Consider the following 24,497-nt stretch of genomic DNA (forward strand, 5'->3'; position numbering starts at 1 on the left):
AATCGATCAAGGTCATGAGGCATTCTCCCTGGGCTGATTCATCCCGTTTCGGAAATTCAGCATGGTTCGGCATATTGAACCCTCAATATCCCGCAGAAGATGAACTTAAACTGAACCCCATAAAAAGATTCGCAAATTCCTGTCGGGAGGCATCGCTTTCGAAACGGTTCACGAGCCGATCGATTGGCCGCCGCTCGCCGGCGCATGAAGGCGCGGAACTCAAGCCCGTTCGGCTCTCGCCCCGCCATATGGAAACGGTCCTGCTCACGATCGGGGAAATGCACAGCGCACAAGAGCCTTTTGATCCCCTCCACGCCGCCAGATCATGACCGCGCCAATTGCTCTCCCGGATGCTCCTTTATTGGGGCGAAGCTTACCGTGTCTGCGCCGCATATTCTATCGGCCGGGCAAATTTTCTTTGCCCGGCGAAGTTCTGTCAGTGGAAGAAAGCGAGAATTCCGGTGAAATGGAACCGGGCTTCGGACAGGCCGGTCCGCATGGCGTCCGGCACTTCAGCCCCACATGACCCTTGACGCCGCTACGAGCGCCGCGAACAGGACCACGCTGTGCAGGTGGCATAGGCTGCCGCCCCGCAAAACATCTCGTTTAGACGACGATGCCGCAAACGATGGCCGCCACGAACAGGAATGCGGCGGAGAAGAGGACGACATGGATCGCCGTCTGTATCTTGTGCCGCGTCTTGGCGGCGCGCTTGGAACCATCGAACTGATTCACATGCGTATTCGAAATACCCAAATTCGCCATGTGTTGCCTCCGTTCGTTTCTTATATGTCTCTCGGGCCAAGCCCAGGACGGATATTCATATATTTCCTATCAACTAGGTAGAGATGAATTTCCGTCCAGAACACGAGCTGAGAAAAATTAAACCACTGGATTTCGAGGACCCGAAAGATCGGCAATGCCAATTCAGCAGAGAATGCGGCGGGCCCAAATCAAACTGCGCTCGATGGCGCTGGTGTCGGCCGCCTGCTCTTCGGCAGGGGCGGACTGGCGGCGGCTGTTTTCATCGGAAAGAGAAGCGGACCGCGCACCTTCCTGCTTCGCCGGCACCGGCGGTTGAAGATAGCCCATGGTCATGCCACCCATGAAAAACATGCCTGCCTCCACTTAACGTCTGACCCTTGATCGGGATCACGAAAGTTAACTGCCATTAACGAGATCATGACAGAATTGCGGCAGGTGTCAATAGTCTATACGATTGGTCGTGTTTAACCGGCTCATTCGTTAACGTGGCGCAGGCGCAAAGGGTTGCCCGTTCAGGCGCGGACGAACCCCTTGCTGGCGACCATCAGATTGCGCGTGTAATCTTGCCCGACGTTGCCTGCCGCCAGCTCCTTCGCGGTCAATCTTTCCACGACCGCGCCATTGCGCATGACGGCCAGACGCTCGCACATATGGGTGATGACGCCGAGGTCATGGCTGACCATAACGAATGTCAGATTGCGGTCCTTGCGCACCTGTTCGAGCAGATTGAGCACCTCGGCCTGCACGGAGGCGTCAAGGGCCGAGGTCGGCTCGTCGAGCAACAGGATGGAAGGCTCGACGATCAGCGCGCGGGCAATGGCGACGCGCTGACGCTGGCCGCCGGAAAGCTGGTGCGGATAGCGGAAACGGAAACCGGAGCCGAGACCGACTTCGTCGAGCGCTCTCGCGATGCGCGTCTCGCTGTCGCCGATTGCGTGGATCGCCAGCGGCTCCAGGAGCAGCCGGTCGATCGTCTGGCGCGGATGCAGGGAACCGTAGGGGTCCTGAAACACCATCTGCACCTGGCGATAGAAGGTCTTGCTGCGCTTGGCACCCTTCAGCTGCTCGCCGCCGACGCGGATGGTGCCATCCGTGACGGGCGCAAGGCCCGCAACGGCGCGCAGCAGCGTCGACTTGCCGGAACCGGACTCGCCGACCAGACCGAAGGATTCGCCCTTCTTCACCTCGACGCCGACGGCATCGAGCGCATAGTAGCCGTCATAGACGACGCTGAGACCGTCAACCGCAAGTGCCGCCATCATGCCGCCCACTCCGGCTTGCGATCCAGCACGGGCAGCGGATGCCGGTTTTCGCCGATGACGGGCATGCAGTTCAGCAGGCCGCGCGTATAGGGATGCTGGGCATTGTTCAATTCGGAAGCCTTGAGTTCTTCCACGACCTTGCCTGCATACATGACGATCACCCGGTCGCAGAAGGAAGACACCAGCCGCAGATCGTGCGATACGAAAATCAGCCCCATGCCGCGCTCCGAAACGAGCTTGTCCATGATGCCAAGCACATCGAGCTGCACCGTGACGTCGAGCGCGGAGGTCGGCTCATCTGCGATCAAAAGCTCCGGCCCGGCGATCAGCATCATGGCGATCATGACGCGCTGGCCCATGCCGCCCGATACCTCGTGCGGATGCAGGTCGTAGACACGGCCGGGATCGCGGATCTGCACGGCTTCCAGCATGGCCATGGCACGGTCTCGCGCCTCGGCCTTGCTGACCTTCTCATGCGTGCGCAGCGTCTCGGCGATCTGCCGGCCGATGGTCATGACGGGATCGAGCGAGTATTTCGGGTCCTGCAGCACCATGGCGATGCGCTTGCCGCGCAGCGACCGGCGCGCCCTGGCCGAGGCCGATAGCAGGTCGATGCCGCTGAAGTCAAGCCTGTCGGCGCTGACGAGCGCGTGCGGCGACGTCAGCCCCATGATGGCGCGGCCGGTCTGCGACTTGCCGGAACCGCTTTCGCCGACAATGCCTAGCCTTTCGCGGCCGAGCGTGAACGACACGCCGCGCACGGCTTCGATGACGCCCGTGCGTGTCGGATAGCGAACCCTGAGGTTGTCGACGGTCAAAAGTGTCGTCATTGCCCGCTCTCCTTCGGATCGAGCGCGTCACGCAGGCCGTCGCCGAGCAGGTTGAAGCCGAGGCTGACGATGAGGATCGCAATGCCGGGCATGGCCGCCACCCACCATTGATCGAGATAGTATTTGAAACCGCTCGCGATCATCACGCCCCACTCCGGCAACGGCGGCTGCGCGCCAAGGCCTAAGAAGCCGAGGCCGGCGGCCGTCAGGATGACGCCTGCCATGTCGAGCGTGACGCGGACGATCACCGAGGAGATGCAGAGCGGCATGACATGGCGAAAGATGATGCGCAGCGGCGAGGCGCCCATGAGCTGCACGGCGGCGATATAGTCCGACCGCCGCACCGTCATCGTCTCGGCCCGCGCCAGACGCGCATAGGGCGGCCAGGAGGTGATAGCGATGGCGATGATGGCGTTCTCGATGCCGGCCCCGAGCGCGCCGGCAAAGGCAAGCGCCAGCACCAACTTCGGAAAGGCGAGGAAGATGTCGGTGACGCGCATCAGGATCGTATCGATCCAGCCGCCCATATAGCCGGACACCATGCCGATGATCAGCCCGATCGGCGCCGAGATGATTGCGACCAGGACGACGATGTAGAGCGTCCAGCGCGAACCATAGATGAGGCGCGAAAGGATGTCGCGCCCGAGATCGTCGGTGCCGAGAAGATAGCCCGGCGTGCCGGGCGGCTTCAGATAGGCGTTGCTCAGGTCCCCGATGACGGGCGAATGCGGGGCGATGACATCGGCGAGCGCCGCCACGAGCACGAGCCCGATGATGATGACGAGCCCGATGACGGCCAGACGATTGGCGGAGAACTGCCGCCATGTGACATAGGCTCGCCCTAGTCTCGCCTGCCGGCGCGATCGCGGCCGATCGGAGAGAAGCCAGTCCCTCAAACTGGGTTGGGTGGTCTCAACAGTCATTTACGTCGAGTCCTTGGATCGAGGGTCCGATACAGGAGATCGGAAATCAGATTGATGCCGATGAAAACCGTACCGACGACGATGGTGCCGCCGAGAACTGCATTCATGTCGGCATTGCGCAGCGAACTGGTGATGTAGAAGCCGATGCCCGGCCAGGAGAATACGATCTCCGTCAGCACGGAACCTTCGAGCAGCCCGGCATAGGAAAGCGCAATCACCGTGATCAGCGGCACGACGGCGCTGCGCAGGGCATGCCCCCAGATCACTCGCGTCTCGGAAAGTCCCTTGGCGCGGGCCGCGACGATATATTCCTGGCCCAGTTCGTTCAGCATGAAGCTGCGCGTCATGCGGCTGATATAGGCGAGCGAGAAATAGCCGAGCAGCGACGCCGGCAGGATAATATGGCGGAACACGTCCCAGAAGACGTCCCATTGCCCCTGCATGGCGCTGTCGAGCAGGAAGAAGCCCGTGATCGGCGTGAAGGTATACTCATAGGCGATATCGATGCGGCCGGGATAGGCCACCCAGCCGAGCTTCGCATAGAAGATGACGAGCGAAACCATCGCCAGCCAGAAGACGGGCACCGAATAACCGACGAGGCCGATGACGCGGACGATCTGGTCGATGATGCTGTTGCGGCGCACGGCGGCAAGAACGCCGAAGGGAACACCGAAAATGGCGCCGATGATCGTGCCGACGGTGGCAAGCTCCATCGTCGCGGGGAAGACGCGCTTGATATCGTCCATGACCGGGTTGGTCGTCAGCACCGAAGTGCCGAAATCGCCGGTCAGCGCGCTCAGCAGGTAATAATAGAATTGCAGATAGAGCGGCTGGTCGAGATGCATCTCGCGCCGCAGACGCTCCAGCACTTGCGTTGGCGCATGGTCGCCGGCAATCGCCAGCGCCGGATCGATCGGAATGACGCGCCCGATGAAGAAGGTGACGGCCAGAAGACCGAGATAGGTCGTGACGGCCACGACAAGGAATCGCAGCAGCCCCATGAAAAAGGGAGCGGCACGGCCCTTCCTGGGCCGCACCTGCATTTTTCGTTCGACAGTGCTCAAAGGACTAGTCCCGCCGGATCATCACTTCGAGATCGGCCAGACGAAGTTGGTGTCGAAGCTCGGACCGAGCTTGAAGTCCTTCACATCCTTGCGATAGCCGGCGACTTCCGTCTGCTGGTAGAGGAAGACGAAGGGGCTGGCCTCCAGATATTTCTTCTGGATCTCCCGGTACATGGCGGCGCGCTTGTCGGTATCGACCTCGAACAGCGCCGCCTTCGTTTCCTTGTCGAGCTCCGGCGTCGTCCAGGTGTTGCGCCAGGCAAGCGTCTTGTTGGTGCCCGCGTCGGAATTGTCGGGATTGTTGGTGAACGTATCGGCGTTGGAATGGGGGTCCCAATAGTCGTTGCCCCACTGGCCGTAGTAGATGTCATGATTGCGGGCGCGGTACTTGGTCAGCTTCTGCTTGCCGTCGCCGGGAATGATCTCGACCTTGATCCCGGCCTGGCCGAGCGTCTGCTGGATCGCGGTGGCGATGCCGGTATCCGGCTCGATGCTGCGCGCATCCATGGTCACCGAGAAGCCATCCGGCAGGCCGGCCTTGGCCAGGAGTTCCTTCGCCTTGGCGACGTCGAGCTTGAACGGATTTTCGTCCAGCGCGCCGAGCAGGCCCTTCGGCTCGAAGGTCTGGTGGACTTCGCCGACGCCCTTGATCAGCGTCTTGCCGATGGCATCATAGTCGACCAGGTACTTGAACGCCTGCTGCACTTCCGGCTTGGCAAGGTTCGGGTTCTTCTGGTTGAGGCTGATGTAATAGATCGTGCCCTTCGGCGCATTGGTAGCGGCAAGCTGCGGGTTCTTCTCGACGGCGGCGAGATCGGTCGGCGACAGGTTGCGGGCGATGTCGATATCGCCGTTCTCCAACGCCAGGCGCTGCGCCGAGCTTTCCTTCATGAAGCGGTAGATGACGCGGGCAAGCTTCGGCTTCTCGCCGTAATAATTGTCGTTGCGCTCGAGCACGACGGCTTCGTTGGCGCGCCATTCGCGCAGCTTGAGCGGGCCGGAGCCGGCAAAGCCGGTCTTCAGCCAGCTGTTGCCGAAATCATTGTCATATTTGTAGTCGGCCGACGGCGTTGCCGGCTTTACATGCTGCAGGACCAGCTTCTTGTCGACCACTTCGGCAACGGTCGCCGTCAGGCAGTTCAACACGAAGCTCGGCGCATACGGCTTGTCGACAGTGAAGGTGAAGGTGTTCGGATCGGTTGCCTTGGCCTTTTCCGTCACATTGTCGCCGGTGACACCGAACTGGGTGAGAATGAAGGCCGGGCTCTTGTCGAGCTTGACGACGCGCTCGAAGGACCATGCAACGTCTTCAGCGGTGATCGGATTGCCGGAGGCGAATTTCAGGCCGGGCTTCAGCTTGAACGTATAGGTGAGGTGATCGTCGGAAACCGACCAGCTCTCGGCCAGATCTCCCTTGATCTTGGACGTATCGTTGATATCGAGGCGAACGAGCAGGCTATAGGTGTTGCCGGTGATTTCGGCAGCTGACAGTTCGTAGGCTTCCGCCGGATCCATGCTCAGAATATCATCGAAGGCAAAGCCTTCGACCAGCGTATCCTTGGGCGTCGCGGCGTAAGCGTTCGGCGCCGCCATCAGCAGAAGCGAGAGAGCCACCCCGGCGGAAAGCGCGCGGAAAGCACTGTTCATCTTGGTTGTCATCATTGTTTTCATTCCCCTTTTTTAAACTCTACGCAATATTCAGAACGCATGCTACCGGCCGCCTTCCTTCCAGGCGGATGCCAGGACGCGAAGCCAGTTCTCCCTGCACAGCTTTACGAGATCGGCTTCACCATAACCAACGTTCCGAAGAGCGGCAATCAGGTTTTGGTTGCCGGCCGCATCGCCGATCTCGGCTGGAATCGTCGCTCCGTCGAAGTCCGAACCGAGGCCGACGCAGTCGATGCCGACGCGGCTGACCAGATGATCCACATGCCGCACCATCGCCTCGATCGGCGTATCGGCATCCGAGCGCGCATCCTCGCGCAGCATCGCCGTCGCATAGTTGAGGCCGACGATGCCGCGGCTTTCCTTGATAGCGTCGAGCTGCCTGTCGGTGAGGTTGCGCGCAACGGGCGTCAGCGCATGCGCGTTGGAATGGCTCGCGACCAGCGGCTGGTCCGAGGTCTTCGCCACATCCCAGAAGCCCTTTTCGGTGATATGGGCGAGATCGACGAGGATGCCGAGCCGGTTGCACGCGCGCACCAGCGCGAAGCCGGCCTCGGTCAGGCCAGGCCCGGTGTCCGGCGAACTCGGATAGGCGAAGGGCACGCCATGGGCAAAGACGTTGTTCCGGCTCCAGACCGGGCCGAGCGAGCGCAAGCCGGCGGCGTAAAAGGTTTCGAGTGCTGCAAGATCGGCATCGATGGCTTCGCAGCCTTCCATATGCATCACGGCGGCGAAAACCCTTTTCTCCATGCAATCGCGGATTTCCGTGGTGGAACGGCAGAGCTTCCAGGCACCGGCGCGATCGAGCCGCAGGGCGATCGCCGCCATTTCCAGCGCGATATCTAGCGACGGCGCACGCTCCAGCGGAGCCGCCAGCGGCGTGGCGTAATGGCCGTTACTGTCCGGCTCGGCAAAGACGAGATCGCCTGATGGAATGTAGATGGCGCAAAGGCCGCCGGCCAGGCCGCCTGCGCGCGCTCGCGGCGCGTCGATATGGCCGCCCGACGTTCCGTCCCCGAATTCGGCGATCGGATCGGCGCCGTCGCGCGCATGATGCCAGAGCCTCAGGAGAACGTCGTTGTGACCATCGAATACGGCTTGCATTTTCTATCCCGGATAAAGCGCTCGGGGGAGCGAATGGAAAGCGGCCAGAATAGAAAAGCTGACAGGATTCGCCATACCCAAATGAAAAAAATTTGCATTTGCATGGAATGGCACATTCAAACGGAAAAGGCGGGGTCATAACCCCGCCCTAAAGACGCTGACGATGTTCAGGCGTTTCAGCGCTTGGCCCGCTTCTTCTGGCGGTAGACGTCGATGGCGACGGCGGCGACGATGATGACGCCCTTGGCGATTTCCTGGTAATAGGCATCGACGTTGAGGAAGGTGAAGCCGGAAATCATCACGCCGAGGATGATCGTGCCGATGACCGTGCCGGCAATGCGACCGACGCCGCCGGTGAGCGAAGTGCCGCCGATAACAGCGGCTGCGATGGCGTCCAGTTCATAAGTCACGCCCATGCCGGCCTGCGCGGTCTGCACGCGAGCGGCGGTGATGATGCCGGCAAGGCCAGCCAGAAGCCCCGCGATTGCATAGACCTTGACCAGATGCCCCTCGACATTGATGCCCGACACGCGCGCCGCCTGCACATTGGCGCCGATCGCATAGGTGAACTTGCCGTAGCGCGTGTAGCGCAGCACGATATGGAAGACGATCGCGATGATCAGGAAGACGACGACAGGCCAGATGCCGGAGCCGATGAAATTGAACTGGTCGGTCAGGCCCGAGATCGGCTGGCCCTTGGTGTAGAGCTTCGACAGGCCGCGGGCCGAGACCATCATGCCGAGGGTCGCGATGAAGGGAGGAATCTTCGTCTTGGTGATCAGCTGGCCGTTGATATAGCCGGCCAAAAGCCCGAGCAGCAGGCCGACGCCGATCGGCACGAAGAAGGGCATGTCGGTCAATGCCGGATAGACGGCTCTCGCCCATGTCGACGACTGGGCGAAACTTGCGGCGACCATGGCCGTCAGGCCGACCACCGAACCCGACGACAGATCGATGCCGCCTGTTATGATGACCTGCGTCACGCCGACCGAGATGATGCCGATGACGGAGACCTGAAGGATCATGATCTTCAGGCGCTGCAGGTTCATCAGGAAGCTCTGACCCACGAAGATCCAGCCGAGAACTTCACAAAGAAGAGCGATACCGATCAGCACCAGGAAGATGCCAAGCTCAGGCGGAACGCGGCGACGTCTTGGCCGCGTAACTGCCGGGGCGGTCGCCTCTGCAACTTTGGTAACCATGGTTCAATCCTCCCTTGCGATGGTTGGCGGCGTCACTGCGCGGCCAGCTCCATCACCTTCACTTGAGTTGCGTCCGCGCGATCCAGGAATCCGGTGACCCGTCCCTCATGCATCACCATGATGCGGTCGCTCATGCCGAGCACCTCGGGCATTTCCGACGAGATCATGATGACGGCGACACCGTTGCGCGCCATTTCGGTGACGAGACGATGGATTTCCGCCTTGGCGCCGACATCGATGCCGCGCGTCGGCTCGTCCAGGATCAGAATACGGGGATTGGTGAGCAGCCAACGGCCGATCAGCGCCTTCTGCTGATTGCCGCCGGAAAGGTTCTCGATGCGCTCGTCGAGGTTCGGCGTCTTGACGCGCAACTTCCTGGCCATCTCCTCGCAGGCCTCCTCGACGGAACCCTCCTGCACGAAGCCGCCGCGCACGAATTTATCGTGCAGCACCGCCACCTGCATGTTTTCAAGCACGCTGAGGATGAGAAGACAGCCCGTATCCTTGCGGTCCTCGGTCAGGAAGGCCATGCCATGGCGGATCGCCGCCGCCGGCGAGGAGATCTCGGTCTTCTTGCCGAAAAGCTCGATCGTGCCCGACGAAGCAGGCGTGACGCCGAAGATCGTCTCGGCGACATTGGAGCGGCCAGATCCCACAAGCCCGGCGACGCCGAGGATCTCGCCGGCCCTCACATCGAAGGACACATTGGAGAAAACGCCGTCGAGGCTCAGATCCTTGACGGACAGCACGGTTTCCCCGATCGGCACCTCTTCTTTCGGAAACATCTGCGTGATCTCGCGGCCGACCATCATGCGGATGATGTCGTCGCGGGTGACGTCAGTAGAGGCATGCGTGCCGATATATTTGCCGTCGCGGAACACCGAAAACTCGTCGGCGATCTCGAACAGCTCGTTCATCTTATGGGTGATGTAGACGATGCCGATGCCCTGGGCACGCAGGTCGCGAATGATCTGGAAGAGATGCGCAACTTCGCGCTCGGTCAAGGCCGAGGTCGGCTCGTCCATGATCAGCACGTCGGAATTATAGGACACCGCCTTGGCGATTTCGACCATCTGCCGGCTGGCGACGGAAAGCTCGCGCACCTGGATTTCCGGATCGATGGAAATGTTCAGGCGCTGGAAAAGTTCCTCGGTCTTGCGGCTCATCTCCGCGTGGTCGACGAAGCCGAAGCGGTTCTTCGGCTCGCGGCGGATCCAGATATTTTCCGCAACCGTCATGAAGGGCATCAGGTTCAGTTCCTGATGGATCATGGCAATGCCGTTTTCCAGCGCGTCGAGAGGCGACTTCAGCTGGATTTCGATGCCCTTGAGGCGCACCTCGCCCTGGTCGGGGATATAGATGCCGGCAAGGATCTTCATCAGCGTCGACTTGCCCGCGCCGTTTTCGCCCATCAGCGCATGGACCGTTCCGCGCTTCAGGCGGAAGGAAACGTCGTCGAGAGCCAGCACGCCGGGAAATTCCTTGCGGATGCCTTCCGCGCTCAGCAGATAGGCGGCATTGGGGACAGCGCCGCTGGCGCGCACCGCCGCCATGGTGGATGGGCTCACAACCATTTTTCCCTCCCGGGCAGATCGGGTTTCAAAGGATGCGGGCTTTAGAGCCCGCATCCGTCGATCATTGCGTCATCAGTTCTTCTTGACGAAGTCCTTGACGTTGGTCGGCGTGACGAGCTGGAAGGGAATATAGACCTTCTTCTCGACCTTTTCGCCCTTGGCGAGCTTCAGCGCGACGTCGACCGCACCCTTGCCCTGGCCGGCGGCATCCTGGAATACGGTGACCTTCAGGTCGCCGGCCTGCATGGCCGCCAGCGCATCCTGCGTCGCATCGACGCCCGCGACGATGACCTTGTCCAGCGGCTTGCCGGCAGCCTTCAGCGCCTGGATGGCACCGATTGCCATTTCGTCATTGTTGGAAATCACGGCATCGAACTCGATGCCGCTGGAGAGCCAGTTGGTCATCAGGTCGGCGCCCTGGGTGCGCTGCCAGTTGGCGGTCTGCTCCTGAACGATCTGGATGCCCTTGCACTCGTCGGCCGCCACCACGTCATGGACGTCTTTCGTGCGCATGCGGGCAGCCTGGTTGGAGAGTTCGCCCATCATGATGACGGCCTTGCCCTTGCCACCCAGCAGTCGGCACACTTCCTTGGCTTCCAGCGTGCCGGATTCCTTCTCGTTGGAGGCGACGAAAGCCTGCTTGTCCGGAAGGCTGTCGACGTTTGCAGGCTCGCGGTTGACGTAGACCAGCGGAATCTTGGCCTCGGCGGCCAACTTGGAAATGGCTGCCGTCGCATCGGTATCGACCGGGTTTACGATGATGGCATCGACCTTACTGGCGATGAAGTTCTGGATCTGGCTCTGCTGCTTGGCGATATCGTTCTGAGCGTCTTCGACCTGCAGCGTCACGCCCTTCATGCCCTTTGCATAGTCCTGCATGCCGTTGCGCAGGACGGTCAGGAAGTTGTCGTCGAACAGCGCCATGGAAACGCCGATGGTTTCGGCATGGGCAGCGGTCGACAGCATAAGCGCCATCGCAGAGCCAAGGATAAATTTCTTCATGTTTTCCTCCCAGATACGGTGCCCGGCCACACCCCTCCTAAATGCCGGAGCCCTCGGTCTCGACCGCAGGGCCTGTCATCAATTCGGCCATCACTCCCATGACGGCCATATTGAAAAACGGAACAAACAAACCGTAAAATTCCTTATGCGGAATATTCATTCCATTTTTCACTGCAAAGGTCAACACCAAATTCTGGCCGCGTTGCGGGAACCGGCGAAGACGGATTTTATCGCCGGCACCGCTGTAAGAATCGAAGACCGAACCTACATACGGGCGCCCGTGTCGATGGAACGGTTATTCCATCGGCACGGGAACGGAATTAGAATGCTGATGACCAACCGGCCGCAGCGCGGCTAGCAACGGAGAATACGCATGCCTTCGATGTACAGTTTCTCGGTCCCCATCTTTCAACGCGGCCTGCAAAACCTCTCTGTCTATCTCGACGCGATCGAGACCCACGCCTCGGAAAAGGGCATCGCGCCCGGCGAGCTCCTTTCCGCCCGCCTCATTGACGACATGCTGCCGCTTTCCGGTCAGTACCAGCGTGCATCCGATACGGCGAAGCTTGCCATCGCCCGGCTTGCCGGCATCGATGCGCCGCGTTTCGAAGACAACGAGACGACCGTCGCGGACCTGCGGGAGCGCCTGAAGAAGACGCAGGATTTCCTGGCCACAGTCACGCCAGCCACGATGGAAGGCAGCGACACGCGGGAGGTGACGATCTCGCCCGGAGGCAACAAGATCGTCTTTAACAAGGGTGAGGATTATCTGGCGAAATTCGCGCTGCCGAATTTCTTCTTCCACGTCACCACGGCGCACGACATCCTGCGCAGCCGCGGCCTGCCCGTCGGCAAGCAGACCTATCTCGGACAGATCGGCTAAAGCAACTCAGGGCCGGAGCGAAACCGGCCCTTTTTCCGTCAGCTCCGTATAGGCGAGCGTCTGGTCCAGATGCCGGGCGCGAAGGGAGAGAAGCTTTTCGGCATAGGCCAGCCTGATCGCCAGATAGGCGCCGTCCTCGGCGACATTGGATAGCTCGGCCGCATCCTTCACAAGATCGAAGAGCAACGGCGGAAGCCCGGCGCAATGGACGTATTTGAAGCGCTTGTCACGCACGACGGCCAGATTGCAGGCATTGGGCCGCAAGCCGAAATGCCGCTCGGGAATGCCCACGGCGATATCGCGGAAATCGAATTCCCAGAAAGCCGCATCGCGCCAGCTCCCCGGTTCGGAACCGGAGAGGAACGGCACAAGGCTCTCGCCGTCGACATGGTTTGCCGGCACTATGCCGAGCCGGTCGCACAGGCTCGGGAAAATATCCGCGGCACTGGTGAAATGCTCCACCTGCCGGCCATGCGTGGCAGGCTGGCCGGGATCGCGAATGACCAGCGGAACGTGATAGCTGCCGTCGAAGAAGCCACCCTTGCCGAGCATCCAGTGATCGCCCATCATCTCGGCATGGTCCGACGTGAAGACGATGATGGTGTCGTCCCAGGCCCCGGCATCCTTCAATGCCTGCCAGATACGGCCAAGCTGCGCGTCGACTTCGGCGATCATGCCGTAATAGATGGCGCGGATCGCCGAAAAATCCTCGGACGTCCACTCGGCGATGGAGCCTTGGCCGCCATGCATGAATCCGCCCTTGTCAATGAGCGGCAGACCGAAGGCAAGCGGCGGATGCGATGCCATTTCCGCTTCGCGGTCGGCAGCGCGCGCGAAAGCCGGGCCATCGGCGGCCGAGAACATGCGGTTATAGGGTTCCGGCACCGAGAAGGGCGGATGCGGCCTCAGGAAGGACACATGCGCGAACCAGGGCTGATCCTGCTCGCCGAGCCAGCGGATGAACTCACCCGCCAGGAAGGCCGTCTGCGTCTCGTCCCTGGAATAGGCCGGTGCATTGCTGGAAATTTCGCCGGGCTCGGCACTGAGCGGAATATGAATATCGCGGCTGACGGCATCGGCATGGCCGCGCGACCGCAGCCAGGATAGCCATTGCTTCTCATGCTCGGGCAGAAGCTGCCGTGCCGTGAAGCCGGGCAACACGCCCTCATAAGTTGTCAGATGCGGATCGTGGGGATCGCGGCCGCGCGGATCGGGCGCCGTGTCCGTATAGCCGAACAGCGTCGGATCATAGCCCGCCCGACGTGCCGCAAGCGCGACATTGTCGAAACGCGCATCCAGCGGCGAGCCGTTGCGGCAGACCCGGTGGTTCATCTGGTAAAGGCCGGTATAGAGCGTTGCCCGCGCCGGCGAACACGGCGCCGCACCGGCATAGTGCCGCCGAAACAGCACGCCTTCCCGCGCCAGCGCATCGACATTCGGCGTCCGGACGCAGTCATGACCGACGGCGGAGAGGCAATCTCCCCGCCATTGATCGGCCGAAATCAACAGGACATTCGGGCGCTTGCCCCCAACAGCAACTAGGGAAGAACGCCCTTCAATGCTGGTTGGACTTGGCATGCCAATTCCAGGCGGATTGGATGATCTCGGTCAGATCATATTGCGGCGCCCAGCCGAGAATATCGCGGGCCTTGTCGTTGTTGGCGACCAGCGTCGTCGAATCACCCTCGCGGCGGCCGACATATTCGACCGGGAAAGGCCGGTTCGACACGGTCTCGATCGTTCCAAGCAGCTCCTTCACCGTCGTGCCCGTGCCGGTGCCAAGATTGAGTGCGACGGAATCGCCACCGCGCAGCAGATATTCCACGGCGCGGACATGGGCGTCGGCAAGATCGAGCACATGGATGTAATCGCGCACGCAGGTGCCGTCGCGCGTATCATAATCGCTGCCGAAGACCTTGAAGCCCTGCCGCCTTCCGAGCGCCGCATCGATGGCGAGCGGGATGGCATGGGTTTCCGGCGTATGCCACTCGCCGATGCGACCCTCGAAATCGGCGCCGGCAGCGTTGAAATAGCGCAGCACGACGGAGCGCAGGTCCTTGTACTGGTCATAATCCGCCAGCGCCTGCTCGACGATATATTTGGTGCGGCCGTAGGGATTGATCGGCACTTGGCGATGGCTTTCGTCGAGCGGCACGCTCTGCGGCAGGCCGTAGGTCGCGCAGGTGGAGGAAAAGACGAAGGCGTTGACGCCCGCGGCCTGTGCCGCCGAAAGGAGGGTCAGGGTGCCGATGACGTTGTTTTCATAGAAGGAGACCGGATCCTTGACCGACTCGCCGACCTCGATCAGCGCGGCGAAATGCAGGATCGCGGCAGGCTTGTGCTTGGCCAGCACCTCGTCGAGACGCGCACGATCGCGGATATCGCCTTCCTCGGCCGGACCCCATTTGACGAATTCGCGGTGCCCATTGGAGAAATTGTCGTAGACGACAGGCTGAAAACCCTTGTTCGCCAGGTCCAGACATGTATGCGAGCCGATATAGCCGGCTCCACCTACCACAAGCACCGTTTCTCCTGCCATGACCATCCCTTCTCGACTGACAACGATTTGCCGCCCCAAAGCGGCGGACCGGGTTCGATCCGACGCGTACACTTAGAGAGCTGTAACCGACTTGCAAGGCGGGAGAAAGGCGCAAGATCGGCAGATCAGGAATGGATGGAGGCGAAAAGCTAAGCCGGCTTCGCCGACGTGCCCGTATGCATGAGAATTCCGGCAAGCGCCAGCACCGGCGGCAGCAGGAAGCATTGCATGCCGGCAAACAGGAAAAGCACTGCCGCCATCGCGCAGCCCAGCCCAAAGCCGCCGACGGCGGCCCCCATGCGGGCAAGCCGCGCCGTCATGGCCGCTTTCTCCTCGGGCGTGGCGCCGCGCAGGAGATCGGCGATATCGATCATGATCTGCGTCGTCGTGCCCGTCATCATCGTCGTCGGCGGCGCCGAGCCGAGGTGGATGCGATGCGCCGTCGTCTGGATCGCCATCGCCGCAATGAGCGTCATCCCGGTGATGGTCGGCTGCCAGCCGTCACCATCGGCAAACGGCCCGAAACGAATGGCGAAGACCGCGGCCAGTATCAACAGCAGGAGTTTCAGCGAGAGGATGATCCGTAGCGTCGGCAAATTGCGTCGCGACAGATCGCCTCCGACCAGGCGGGCAAGAACGACGACGACGCAGAAAACCGGCAAAGCCAGAAGCTTTGCCACGGCACCCGAGGCGCCAAGCGCCAAGGTGGCGCCAAGGGTCACGAAATTGCCCGTGACATGGGCGGTGAACAGCCCGTGAAGTGCCAGAAACCCGGCGGTATCGACATAGCCGCCATTGATGCTCAACAGGGTGGGCAGGCTCGGCTTCATCGGCCCCTCGCGCGCTTCGATCGTTGCCGATCTTATCGCGCCGAATAGCCGCCCATGCCGAGACTGCATCGCTGAGGTTTTCGCATGCCTGCGTTTCTATTCGCCACGCTCGCCCTCGAGATTGGCGATCTCGTCGGAGATTTCCGAAATCCTTTGCCGGAGCTCGGACTCGGTGCCGTCGTCCACCTCGCCATCGCCAAAACAATAGCGCGCAATATGCAGCTCGAGCCTGGCTTCGAGCTGCTCGCGCTGGGTGTGGAGTTGTTTAAGGTAGCCGTTTCGCATTGCGAACCACGCTTTCCAAGAAATTAGGTCTTACCCAATAGATAGGTTCGAAGCCTGAAAGTTTCGATAGCCACCCCTCTCCACTCCCCCTGAAACGAGTGTGGCAATACCCTTCCGTTGCGCTCATTGCAAAGGCGGCGGCTGGTCATCACATTCATGCGACCCGCACCTGAAATGATCCTGAAGGCGAAGATTGCCGCTGACATCGGCTTCGGATTTAGGCTAATTCAGGTAGATTGTTCGAGGTATGCTGTGTTGAACGAAAAAATTGCCGTCATCGGCCTGGGCTATGTGGGCCTGCCAGTCGCGATCGCGCTCGCCGGAAAATTCCATGATGTGGTCGGTTTCGATATCAAGACCTCCCGCGTCGAAGCGCTGAAGGCAGGCGAGGACGACACACGCGAGGTTTCCGCCGAGCGGCTGAGGTCGAGCGGGCTGCGCATCAGCAGCGAGATCGAGGATCTCAGGGATCGGGATATCTTCATCGTCGCCGTGCCGACGCCGATCGACGGCAACCGGCAACCGGATCTGCGGCCGATGATTTCGGCCTCCCGCACGGTCGGCAAGGTTTTGCGTGAAGGTTCGGTTGTCGTCTACGAATCGACTGTCTATCCCGGCGTCACGGAAGAGGTCTGCGGCCCGGTGCTGGCGGAGGTTTCCGGCCTGCGGCAGGGCGAGGACTTCCATGTCGGCTATTCGCCGGAGCGCATCAATCCCGGCGACAAGGAACATACCTTCGAACGCATCGTGAAGGTCGTTGCCGGTGATGACGCGGAAACGCTGGAGAGGGTCGCCGCCATCTACGGCGCCGTGGTCGAGGCCGGCATTCATCGCGCCCCCAGCATCAAGGTGGCCGAGGCGGCCAAGGTGATCGAAAACACGCAGCGCGACGTCAATATCGCGTTGATGAACGAGCTTTCGATCATTTTCGAGAAGATGGATATTCGCACGGCCGATGTGCTGAAGGCAGCCCGCACGAAATGGAATTTCCTGCCCTTCACCCCCGGCCTGGTGGGCGGCCACTGCATCGGCGTCGATCCCTATTACCTGACGGCCAAGGCGGAAGAACTCGGCTACCACCCGGAGGTCATTCTTTCCGGCCGCCGCATCAATGACGGCATGGGCGCCTTCATCGCCCAGAAGCTCATCAAGATGCTGGTCGCGGCGAAGAAGCCGATCAATGGCGCCCGGATCGGCATCTTCGGCCTGACCTTCAAGGAAAACGTCCCCGACCTGCGCAACAGCCGGGTGCCCGACATTATAAGTGAACTGCACCAGTTCGGCATCGAGCCGCTGGTGCACGATCCGATGGCGAGCCATGCGGAAGCGGAAGAGGAATACGGAATACGCCTGATCGAGCTGAAGGACTTCGGCAAGCTCGACGCCCTCGTGCTGGCCGTTCCCCACAAATCCTATCTGGCCGACGGCGCCATCGAGATCCTCAACCTGCTGAGCGAAAGCGGCGTGGTGGTCGATGTAAAGGCCGCCCTCGATCGGACCAATCCCCGGTTAGCAGGCCATTCGGTCTGGAGCCTTTGAGGCCCCCAAGCCAAATCAGCGTGCCTTCACTCCACCAGCCGCGACCGTTGCCGCCAGCCCCTTTTCGACGGAATAGGGCGGCGACCAGCCGGTGATCGTTCTCGTCTCGCCGATATCGACCTGAAGCGAACCCAGGAGCCGCTGCGCGGCGGCCTCGCGGCCGAGAAGGGCTGCAAGCCCTTCCAGCAGCGCCGGTGGCACTGGCAGCATCAGAGCCTTCTTTCCTTTGGCCAACGAGAGTTTGGCGATCAACTGACCGATCGAAAGATCTTCGCCGTCGCTGATGAGGAATACGCGATTGCCGGCGGACGGATGGCGGGCGCAAAGCAGCATGAAATCGACGAGATTACCGACGAAGACGAGGGATCTGCGATTTCGAACCGCACCGAACGGCCACGGAAACGGCCGGGCGGCCCATGTCATCAGGCTTGCGAAATTCGCCTTGACGCCGGGACCATAGACCAGCGGCGGCCGGATGATGACAATCTCCATCCCGGTTTCCGCTGATATCGCAAGCAAGGCCTCTTCCGCTTCCAGCTTGGAGCGGCCGTAGGCATCTTCCGGATGCGGCGCGTCCGAACCTTTGAACGGCTTTCCCGGCACCGTCACCTCGCCATTGACCTTGATCGAGCTCAGGAAAATGAAGCGCTTGACGCCGGCGTTTGCGGCCTGCCGGGCCAGATTGACCGTCGCATCGACATTGACGGCACGAAATGCGGCCAGCGGATCGGCGGCATTTTCATTCATGACGTGAACACGCGCCGCCAGATGCATGACGATATCGACGCCGGCGAGTGCGGCCGACCAATCCGTATCCCCACCGATTGCGCCGCTAACGACGAACCCCTGCCGGGGAGAACGGCTGACCGGCCGATAGTCCACCTGCCGACGGGAAAGCTCGGCACACAAGGCCTGCCCGACAAAACCCGTCGCACCCGTCACCAGGATCATGCGTCCACCATCTCCGCTTTTTCGCACCATCATTACCGCCGACATGCTTTGCACGGGATAGCGGCCCGGAACAAGGCCGGGGAATCTTGACCGGGGCGGTTGTGCTTAAATTCGCGATATGAGATGCACAGGGCAACGACGACCTTCATCGCCGCCCCGACCGGCGTCGATGCAACAGCAAGAGATGATGTTTTACACGATCGCCAAGCGCCTTTTCGATTTTCTCGCAGCTCTTGCCGCGACCATCGTCTTTTTCATTCCCATCCTCGTTGTCGCCATCGCCGTGCGGCTGACGTCGCGAGGCCCGATCCTCTATTGGTCGGATCGGGTCGGCCGGAAAAACAGGATCTTCCGCATGCCGAAATTCCGCAGCATGCGCACGGACACGCCCGCGGTCGCAACCCATCTCCTGAAGGACGCCAATATCTATCTGACGCCGATCGGCTCCTTCCTGCGCAAGTCGAGCCTCGACGAACTGCCGCAGCTCTGGTGCATCCTGAAGGGGGAAATGAGCATCGTCGGCCCGCGTCCCGCCCTTTTCAACCAGCACGACCTCGTCGCCCTGCGCACGGAGCGCGGTGTTGACGCGCTTCTGCCTGGTTTGACCGGCTGGGCGCAGGTCAACGGCCGCGACGAACTGCCGATTCCTGAGAAAGTGGCGCTGGATGAAGACTACTTGCGCCGGCGCTCGTTTTTCTTCGATCTCAAGATCATCTTCCTGACAGCCTTGAAAGTGGTCCGACGCGATGGAGTTGCCCATTAGCAAGCATCCGGCGAAATCGACATCACGCATCCACCGGCATTATAAAATGCCGCATTCCTGCCCTTTTGCGGCCATAGGGGCCGTCATGGGGGGGCACACATGCGGGGTAGTGAACCGACTATGGACGAAGGGTGGACGACGACAGTGGACGACTCGCGCATGAACAAACCGCATGCTGATCTCGCAGCCGAGCCGATCGGCGTCACCAAGGCTGCAGGCAACATGGCAAAACCGGTAGCGGTCATCGGCGGCCTTCTCTGGCTTCTCGTCGCCTCGCCGACCGTCGTCGAAAGCGATGCCTATCGCTATGCCACTGCGCTCCTGTCCCTGATTGCGCTCTTTTATTACCTGAGAGCGCAGATACGGCCGCGCACGGACTGGATCGGCTGGCTCTGCATGGGCTGGGCCTTCTATGTCATGGCCCGTTTCGGCATTACCTTCTGGCTGACGCCGCAGCACGATATCGGTGCCTCGGATTGGCTCTATGCCTTCCCCTTCTTCTTTCCCATCATGGGCGTCGCCTTCCTGCTTTATGAAGAGCTGATGGAAAAGATCGTCGCGGCCTATTTCGCCATGGTCCTCATCATGCTTGTGGCAACGCAGCATCTGCGCGAAGTCTTTGCCGGCGAAACCATCCGTCCGCTGATCATGAACAATCAGATCCACGGCGCCGTCGCCTGCGGCATGATCGTGATCTTCACGCTGTTCTGGCTGCTGCATTATCTCACGGAAAAATCCAGCGACCGCCGGATCGCGCGTTTTGCCTATGTCGTTTCGCCCTTCATCTTTGCGCTTTGTTTCATCGCCATCTACGGCGCCAAATCGAAAGGCGTCTGGCTCGCGCTCGGCGTAACCCTGCCTATCCTGGCGCTCATGACGCTGACCTATCTGCGCTTGAAAAGCGGCGCCATCATTATCATCGCCGTGGCAGCGCTGTTGATCGCCGGCATTTACGGCGTGCGGCACAATCTCGACAAGACGGCCGGACCGACCGTGTCGGCCGCCATTTCCATGGTCGAGAATATGGCCGACGGTCATGAAATGAGTGGCGTGGTCTCAAACGCGATCAGCTCCACCAATACACCCGTATCGATGGACGAGCGCCTGCAGCTCTGGTCCAACAGCTGGGAAGTCTTCTCCTCCGCGCCGATCTTCGGCTGGGGCAACCGCTGGCTGGAGCGCTGGGCCGAGACGCGCTACTCGCATATCCAGTACACCTTGCTGCACAATGGCTATCTGGAGATCCTGGTGCGCTACGGCATCTTCGGCGCCGCCGTGATGGCCTTCATGCTCGGCGTCTTCATCCGCGCCGTCTGGCGCGCCCGCAAGGCAGGCATCATCCCGCGTGCGGCATGGCACGCCTACATCGCCTGCCTCTTCTTCTTCTCATTGACGCTCCTCAGCAACTCCAACAACCGCCTCGCCATCGGCGAAGGCCTCGCCTTCGCCAGCTCAGCCTTCGCATGCTGGTGTCACATGCGGTTGAAGGGCGAGTATTTGGCACCGGGGAAGCCGATGTTGAAGACCGCAGCTACAACTGCTTGAACTGCTTAGCGCCGGCGCGCTTCAATCGACGCCTCATGGGAAGGCTCTGACTTTGGCGCGAATGTTCACGCCAAGAGGCGTTGATCTCAATGGCATTTTCAACTGATCGAGGACTCAGCGCGTTGTCGACTGCGCTCGATCGAGCCGTAATACCGACGGGATTGAACTAAGCCGCTGATCGCGGCGATTTGAGGCAGGCTTTGACGAGAGCGCCCTGACTGAGAGGATGGTTGTGTTGCAACCCACCCTTCAGACAGGAGGCCCCGATGGCTGAGATGAGCCCTCTTCGCCGCCGGATGATTGAGGACATGACGGTCCGCAATTTGTCCCCGGCGACCCAACGATCCTACATCAGTGCAGTCCGGAAGTTCAGCCGCTATTTCGCCCGATCGCCTGATCGGCTCGATCTTGACGATATTCGTAGCTTCCAGGTTTACCTCGTCTCAACCGGGATATCCTGGGCATCGTTGAACCAGATTGTATGCGCTCTTCGGTTTTTCTATGGGATCACTCTGGGTCAGGACGATGTCCCCGAGCGGATCCCGTACGCGCGCGAGCCACGGAAACTTCCTGTTATTCTGTCGGCGGACGAAGTGGTGCAATTTCTTGAGGCCGTCTCCAGTCTGAAGGCGCGCGTGGCGCTGACTACGGCTTATGCTGCTGGCCTCAGGGTCGGTGAGGTCTGCGGACTGAAGGTCGAGGATGTCGACAGCTCCCGCATGGTGATGCATGTTCGCCATGGTAAAGGCGCCAAAGCCCGATACGTTATGCTGTCGACAGAACTGCTCGGCATCCTGCGCAGCTATTGGCGTCTATCGCGCCCCACGGCATTCCTTTTTCCAGGGCGTGATGCCGACAAACCGATCGAACCGACAGTCTTGAATGCCGCTTGCCGATCGGCGGTTGCCGCAACGGGTCTTTCAAAACGCGTCACCGTTCATACGTTGCGGCATTCCTTTGCCACTCACCTACTGGAGAATGGCACTGACATCCGGATCATCCAGGTCCTGCTCGGCCATGCCCATCTGTCGAGCACGGCACACTATACGCAGGTTTCCACCGACACGATCCGATCAACAGCCAGCCCACTTGATCTGTTGCAGCTGGAGGTGACGCCGCCGGGATCGTAAATCGGTTGCGCCCGACCTTCGAAGTCGCCGACATCTTCCGGCGACATGGGGACTCTTATAGGTGGGAGAACGTCGGTCATCTTGGCCGCGGCGAACGACGCGTCATGGGCGCGATAGAAGCTTGCCGGACACCCAGGCTCGGGGGTCACGTCGATGCCTGCGACGAGTGCGGCAAGACCCGCATCTCTTACAATTCCTGCCGTAACCGCCACTGCCCGAAGTGTCAGGGCGCGGCTCGCAAGGAGTGGGTCGACGCACGCGTCGCCGATCTCTTGCCAGTCCCATACTTCCATGTGGTCTTCACGCTACCGCGTGGCGTCGCCGAGATCGCCTTCCAGAACAAGGCGGTCGTCTATGCATTGCTGATGCGGATCTCAGCCGAGACGCTGCAGACCATCGCGGCCAACCCCAAATGGCTGGGCGCCGAGATCGGCGTCACCGCCGTCCTTCACACTTGGGGCCAGGCGATGACCCACCATCCCCATGCCCATTGTCTCGTGCCGGGCGGCGGTCTTTCACCAGACAGATCAAGGTGGGTCGCGTGCCGACCGGGCTTCTTTCTACCCGTTCGGGTGTTGTCACGCCTGTTTCGGCGACTCTTTCTGACCGCCCTCGCTGAAGCTTTCGCCCAAGGTGAGCTGCACTTCGTCAACGAACTCGCTCATCTCAACGACGACAACACATTCACCTGCCATCTCTCGCGCGCTCGCAGCATCGAATGGGTCGTCTATGCCAAGCCGCCCTTCGGTGGGCCGGACCAGGTGCTTGCCTATCTCGGCCGCTACACCCATCGTGTCGCTATCGCAAACAGCCGTATCGTTCATGCCGATGGCGACCACGTCGCCTTCCGATGGAAGGATTATCGTGGCAATGGTCGCGACCGTGACAAGATCATGCGCCTTCGTCCCTACGAGTTCATTCGGCGCTTTCTCCTTCATGTAATTCCGGATGGTTTCCACCGCATGCGCCACTTCGGCTTTCTCGCCAATTGTCATCGGCGGGATCGTATCAGTCTCTGCAGAAGCCTCCTCGGCCAGCCATCACCAACAGGCGGGCAACCCCATTCAGCCAAATCGCAGCAAACGCACTCCTACGAATGCCCCGACTGCCGGCGCCCCATGCGTAGGACAGGCGTCAACGTTGCACCAGTTGCGCCCCTCCGACCTTCATCCTTCCGGTGCGATACATCATGACGCCCGACAATCCGCGCCACGTTATACGACCACAGACCCAGCGCATCTCCAGCGTGCGATATCGCTTGACCTTAGCCAGGTCAAAAGACCGCCGGTACCGACCCATTTCGCAAATAGATCCCCGAAACGTACGGCAAACCGCTCCTGAAAGCGTACATTCGACCTATCTTCCCGATGGACCGGCCGTGGCTAAATTGTTCCCGGTACCGCTCCGGCGGGCGTGCTCTAAAATTCCCCATAGCAGCGTCAAACTACCCGCGCCTTAGTTCAATCCGGCTTACATGAGGTCGCCCGAATTCGCCGGACCGCCTGATGCGCCCTCAAATAACCCTCCAGATTCCGTTTCCAGACAAATTATGATTCAACATGGCGAAAGGAGATTTCGCCATGGGAACAGCGTTGGTAATTCGGACGGATTATACGGCGGATGACCCGCGCCGGTTGGCGAGGCAAAGTCGAGATGCAGATTTGTCACGTCGGCTGTTGGCCGTGTCGGTCATTTATGAAGGTGGCTCTCGCAGTCGGGCGGCGTCTATTGGGGGTGTCGGTCTGCAGATCGTCCGCGACTGGGTCGAACGTTTCAATCAGCACGGTCCTGATGGTCTTAAGACCGGAAAGGCGAAAGGCCGGGAGCCCTTGCTGAACGACAAGCAGCGCAAGGCGCTTGTCGAAGCTGTTGAGAAAGGGCCGGTTCTCTACCTTGATGATGTGGTGCGCTGGAGGCTCGTCGACCTGGCGCAATGGCTTTGGCAGGAGCACCGCATTTCCATCAGCCGCCAGACGCTTGGGCGCGAGTTGAATGCCATGGGCTATCGCAAGCTCACCGCACGTCCCAAGCACCATGCACAGGACAACCAAGCGATTGAGGACTTAAAAAAACTTCCCTGCCGCAGTGGCGGAAATCGCCGCCGGAACCGGCAAAGGCAAGCGAATAGAAGTCTGGTTCCAGGACGAGGCCCGGATCGGCCAGAAAAACAAGATTACAAGGCGGTGGGCCAGGTGTGGAACACGACCCTCAGCGCCGCATGACCAGCGCACGAGGTCGGCCTATATCTTCGGAGCGATTTTCCCGAAGCTCGGCAAGGCGGCCGCACTCGTCATACCATGGTGCGACACTCATGCCATGAACCAGCATCTGGCCGAAATCGCACGCCATGTCGCCGAGGATGCGCATACTGTTCTCATCATGGATCAAGCTGGCTGGCACATGTCCAACAATCTCGTCGTGCCCGAAAACATCACGATCCTGCCGCTGCCGCCAAAGTCGCCTGAGCTCAACCCGGTCGAAAACCTATGGCAGTTCATGCGCGATAACTGGCTGCCAAACCGCGTCTTCAATCCTACGAGGACATCGTCGACCACTGCTGTGATGCATGGCGCAAGCTGCAACGACAGCCGTGGCGCATCGTGTCCATTGGTCGGAGAAAATGGGCTAATGAGTTCTAATC

23 protein-coding genes and 1 pseudogene are annotated in these 24,497 nt (G+C 60.7%); 7 read left to right on the forward strand and 17 right to left on the reverse strand.

Annotation, left to right across the window (positions count from 1 at the left end; all coding sequences use genetic code 11):
- Positions 1-606: 606 nt before the first annotated feature.
- The 12 genes from CCGE531_RS34315 to CCGE531_RS34320 form a co-directional block, all read right to left on the reverse strand.
- Positions 607-765 carry a hypothetical protein gene (locus CCGE531_RS34315; RefSeq protein WP_162943936.1) on the reverse strand — a complete coding sequence of 53 codons (159 nt, stop codon included), beginning with the start codon at positions 763-765 and terminating at the stop codon, positions 607-609.
- Between the two features lie 162 nt (positions 766-927).
- A complete protein-coding gene (locus tag CCGE531_RS19015; protein WP_120666153.1) occupies positions 928-1,116 on the reverse strand; it encodes a hypothetical protein in 189 nt (62 codons plus the stop codon).
- A gap of 161 nt (positions 1,117-1,277) precedes the next feature.
- Entirely contained in the window at positions 1,278-2,027 is a 750-nt protein-coding gene (locus CCGE531_RS19020; RefSeq protein ID WP_120666154.1) for an ABC transporter ATP-binding protein, read from the reverse strand.
- Positions 2,024-2,857 carry an ABC transporter ATP-binding protein gene (locus tag CCGE531_RS19025; protein ID WP_120666156.1) on the reverse strand — a complete coding sequence of 278 codons (834 nt, stop codon included), beginning with the start codon at positions 2,855-2,857 and terminating at the stop codon, positions 2,024-2,026. Before CCGE531_RS19025 ends, CCGE531_RS19020 begins: the two co-directional genes overlap by 4 nt.
- Positions 2,854-3,780 (reverse strand): ABC transporter permease, encoded by a 927-nt coding sequence (locus CCGE531_RS19030; RefSeq protein WP_120666158.1) that lies wholly within the window; start codon positions 3,778-3,780, stop codon positions 2,854-2,856. Before CCGE531_RS19030 ends, CCGE531_RS19025 begins: the two co-directional genes overlap by 4 nt.
- Positions 3,777-4,844: an ABC transporter permease gene (locus CCGE531_RS19035; RefSeq protein WP_120666160.1), complete on the reverse strand. Its 1,068-nt coding sequence runs from the start codon at positions 4,842-4,844 to the stop codon at positions 3,777-3,779. The genes CCGE531_RS19030 and CCGE531_RS19035 overlap by 4 nt, the downstream gene beginning before the upstream one ends.
- Positions 4,845-4,865: 21 nt before the next feature.
- Positions 4,866-6,506: an ABC transporter substrate-binding protein gene (locus CCGE531_RS19040; protein ID WP_120666161.1), complete on the reverse strand. Its 1,641-nt coding sequence runs from the start codon at positions 6,504-6,506 to the stop codon at positions 4,866-4,868.
- Between the two features lie 48 nt (positions 6,507-6,554).
- Complete coding sequence (locus CCGE531_RS19045) at positions 6,555-7,613, reverse strand: dipeptidase (RefSeq protein WP_120666163.1); 1,059 nt, start codon at positions 7,611-7,613, stop codon at positions 6,555-6,557.
- Positions 7,614-7,789: 176 nt separating this feature from the next.
- Positions 7,790-8,815: an ABC transporter permease gene (locus CCGE531_RS19050; protein ID WP_120666165.1), complete on the reverse strand. Its 1,026-nt coding sequence runs from the start codon at positions 8,813-8,815 to the stop codon at positions 7,790-7,792.
- A 32-nt stretch (positions 8,816-8,847) separates the two neighbouring features.
- The gene (locus CCGE531_RS19055) at positions 8,848-10,389 is read right to left on the reverse strand and encodes a sugar ABC transporter ATP-binding protein (RefSeq protein ID WP_120666167.1); all 1,542 of its coding nucleotides are present in this window, start codon (positions 10,387-10,389) and stop codon (positions 8,848-8,850) included.
- Positions 10,390-10,461: 72 nt separating this feature from the next.
- A complete protein-coding gene (locus CCGE531_RS19060; protein ID WP_120666169.1) occupies positions 10,462-11,391 on the reverse strand; it encodes a sugar ABC transporter substrate-binding protein in 930 nt (309 codons plus the stop codon).
- 37 nt (positions 11,392-11,428) lie between these two features.
- A complete protein-coding gene (locus tag CCGE531_RS34320; RefSeq protein ID WP_162943937.1) occupies positions 11,429-11,575 on the reverse strand; it encodes a hypothetical protein in 147 nt (48 codons plus the stop codon).
- Between the two features lie 189 nt (positions 11,576-11,764).
- On the opposite strand from CCGE531_RS34320, the gene CCGE531_RS19065 reads away from it, so the two are divergent.
- Positions 11,765-12,274, forward strand: a complete 510-nt coding sequence (locus tag CCGE531_RS19065; protein ID WP_120666171.1) for a DUF1993 domain-containing protein — start codon at positions 11,765-11,767, stop codon at positions 12,272-12,274.
- A 6-nt stretch (positions 12,275-12,280) separates the two neighbouring features.
- Here CCGE531_RS19065 and CCGE531_RS19070 read toward each other — a convergent pair whose 3' ends face one another.
- From CCGE531_RS19070 to CCGE531_RS19085, 4 genes are all read right to left on the reverse strand, one after another.
- On the reverse strand, positions 12,281-13,852 hold the full coding sequence (locus tag CCGE531_RS19070; RefSeq protein WP_120666173.1) for an alkaline phosphatase family protein: 1,572 nt from the start codon (positions 13,850-13,852) through the stop codon (positions 12,281-12,283).
- Positions 13,830-14,813, reverse strand: coding sequence for a UDP-glucose 4-epimerase GalE (gene galE / locus CCGE531_RS19075; RefSeq protein ID WP_120666973.1), 984 nt, complete (start codon positions 14,811-14,813; stop codon positions 13,830-13,832). Before galE ends, CCGE531_RS19070 begins: the two co-directional genes overlap by 23 nt.
- 149 nt (positions 14,814-14,962) lie before the next feature.
- Positions 14,963-15,643, reverse strand: coding sequence for a DUF1275 family protein (locus CCGE531_RS19080; RefSeq protein ID WP_120666975.1), 681 nt, complete (start codon positions 15,641-15,643; stop codon positions 14,963-14,965).
- 96 nt (positions 15,644-15,739) lie between these two features.
- Complete coding sequence (locus CCGE531_RS19085; protein WP_120666175.1) at positions 15,740-15,928, reverse strand: hypothetical protein; 189 nt, start codon at positions 15,926-15,928, stop codon at positions 15,740-15,742.
- Between the two features lie 252 nt (positions 15,929-16,180).
- Here CCGE531_RS19085 and CCGE531_RS19090 point away from each other — a divergent pair, with 252 nt between their 5' ends.
- On the forward strand, positions 16,181-17,467 hold the full coding sequence (locus tag CCGE531_RS19090; protein WP_120666177.1) for a nucleotide sugar dehydrogenase: 1,287 nt from the start codon (positions 16,181-16,183) through the stop codon (positions 17,465-17,467).
- Between the two features lie 15 nt (positions 17,468-17,482).
- Here CCGE531_RS19090 and CCGE531_RS19095 read toward each other — a convergent pair whose 3' ends face one another.
- Positions 17,483-18,418 (reverse strand): SDR family oxidoreductase, encoded by a 936-nt coding sequence (locus CCGE531_RS19095; protein ID WP_120666179.1) that lies wholly within the window; start codon positions 18,416-18,418, stop codon positions 17,483-17,485.
- Positions 18,419-18,605: 187 nt separating this feature from the next.
- Between CCGE531_RS19095 and CCGE531_RS19100 the strand changes: the two genes are divergently transcribed.
- From CCGE531_RS19100 to CCGE531_RS19120, 5 genes and pseudogenes are all read left to right on the forward strand, one after another.
- Complete coding sequence (locus CCGE531_RS19100; RefSeq protein ID WP_120666181.1) at positions 18,606-19,181, forward strand: sugar transferase; 576 nt, start codon at positions 18,606-18,608, stop codon at positions 19,179-19,181.
- A 159-nt stretch (positions 19,182-19,340) separates the two neighbouring features.
- Entirely contained in the window at positions 19,341-20,726 is a 1,386-nt protein-coding gene (locus CCGE531_RS19105; protein ID WP_245458909.1) for an O-antigen ligase family protein, read from the forward strand.
- Between the two features lie 266 nt (positions 20,727-20,992).
- Positions 20,993-21,856 (forward strand): tyrosine-type recombinase/integrase, encoded by an 864-nt coding sequence (locus tag CCGE531_RS19110; protein WP_120662595.1) that lies wholly within the window; start codon positions 20,993-20,995, stop codon positions 21,854-21,856.
- A gap of 5 nt (positions 21,857-21,861) precedes the next feature.
- Positions 21,862-23,049: an IS91 family transposase gene (locus tag CCGE531_RS19115; RefSeq protein ID WP_120662594.1), complete on the forward strand. Its 1,188-nt coding sequence runs from the start codon at positions 21,862-21,864 to the stop codon at positions 23,047-23,049.
- Positions 23,050-23,436: 387 nt separating this feature from the next.
- Positions 23,437-24,495, forward strand: a pseudogene (locus tag CCGE531_RS19120) (IS630 family transposase).
- Positions 24,496-24,497: the final 2 nt, after the last annotated feature.

The organism is Rhizobium sp. CCGE531 (genome assembly GCF_003627795.1).
Lineage (GTDB): Bacteria > Pseudomonadota > Alphaproteobacteria > Rhizobiales > Rhizobiaceae > Rhizobium.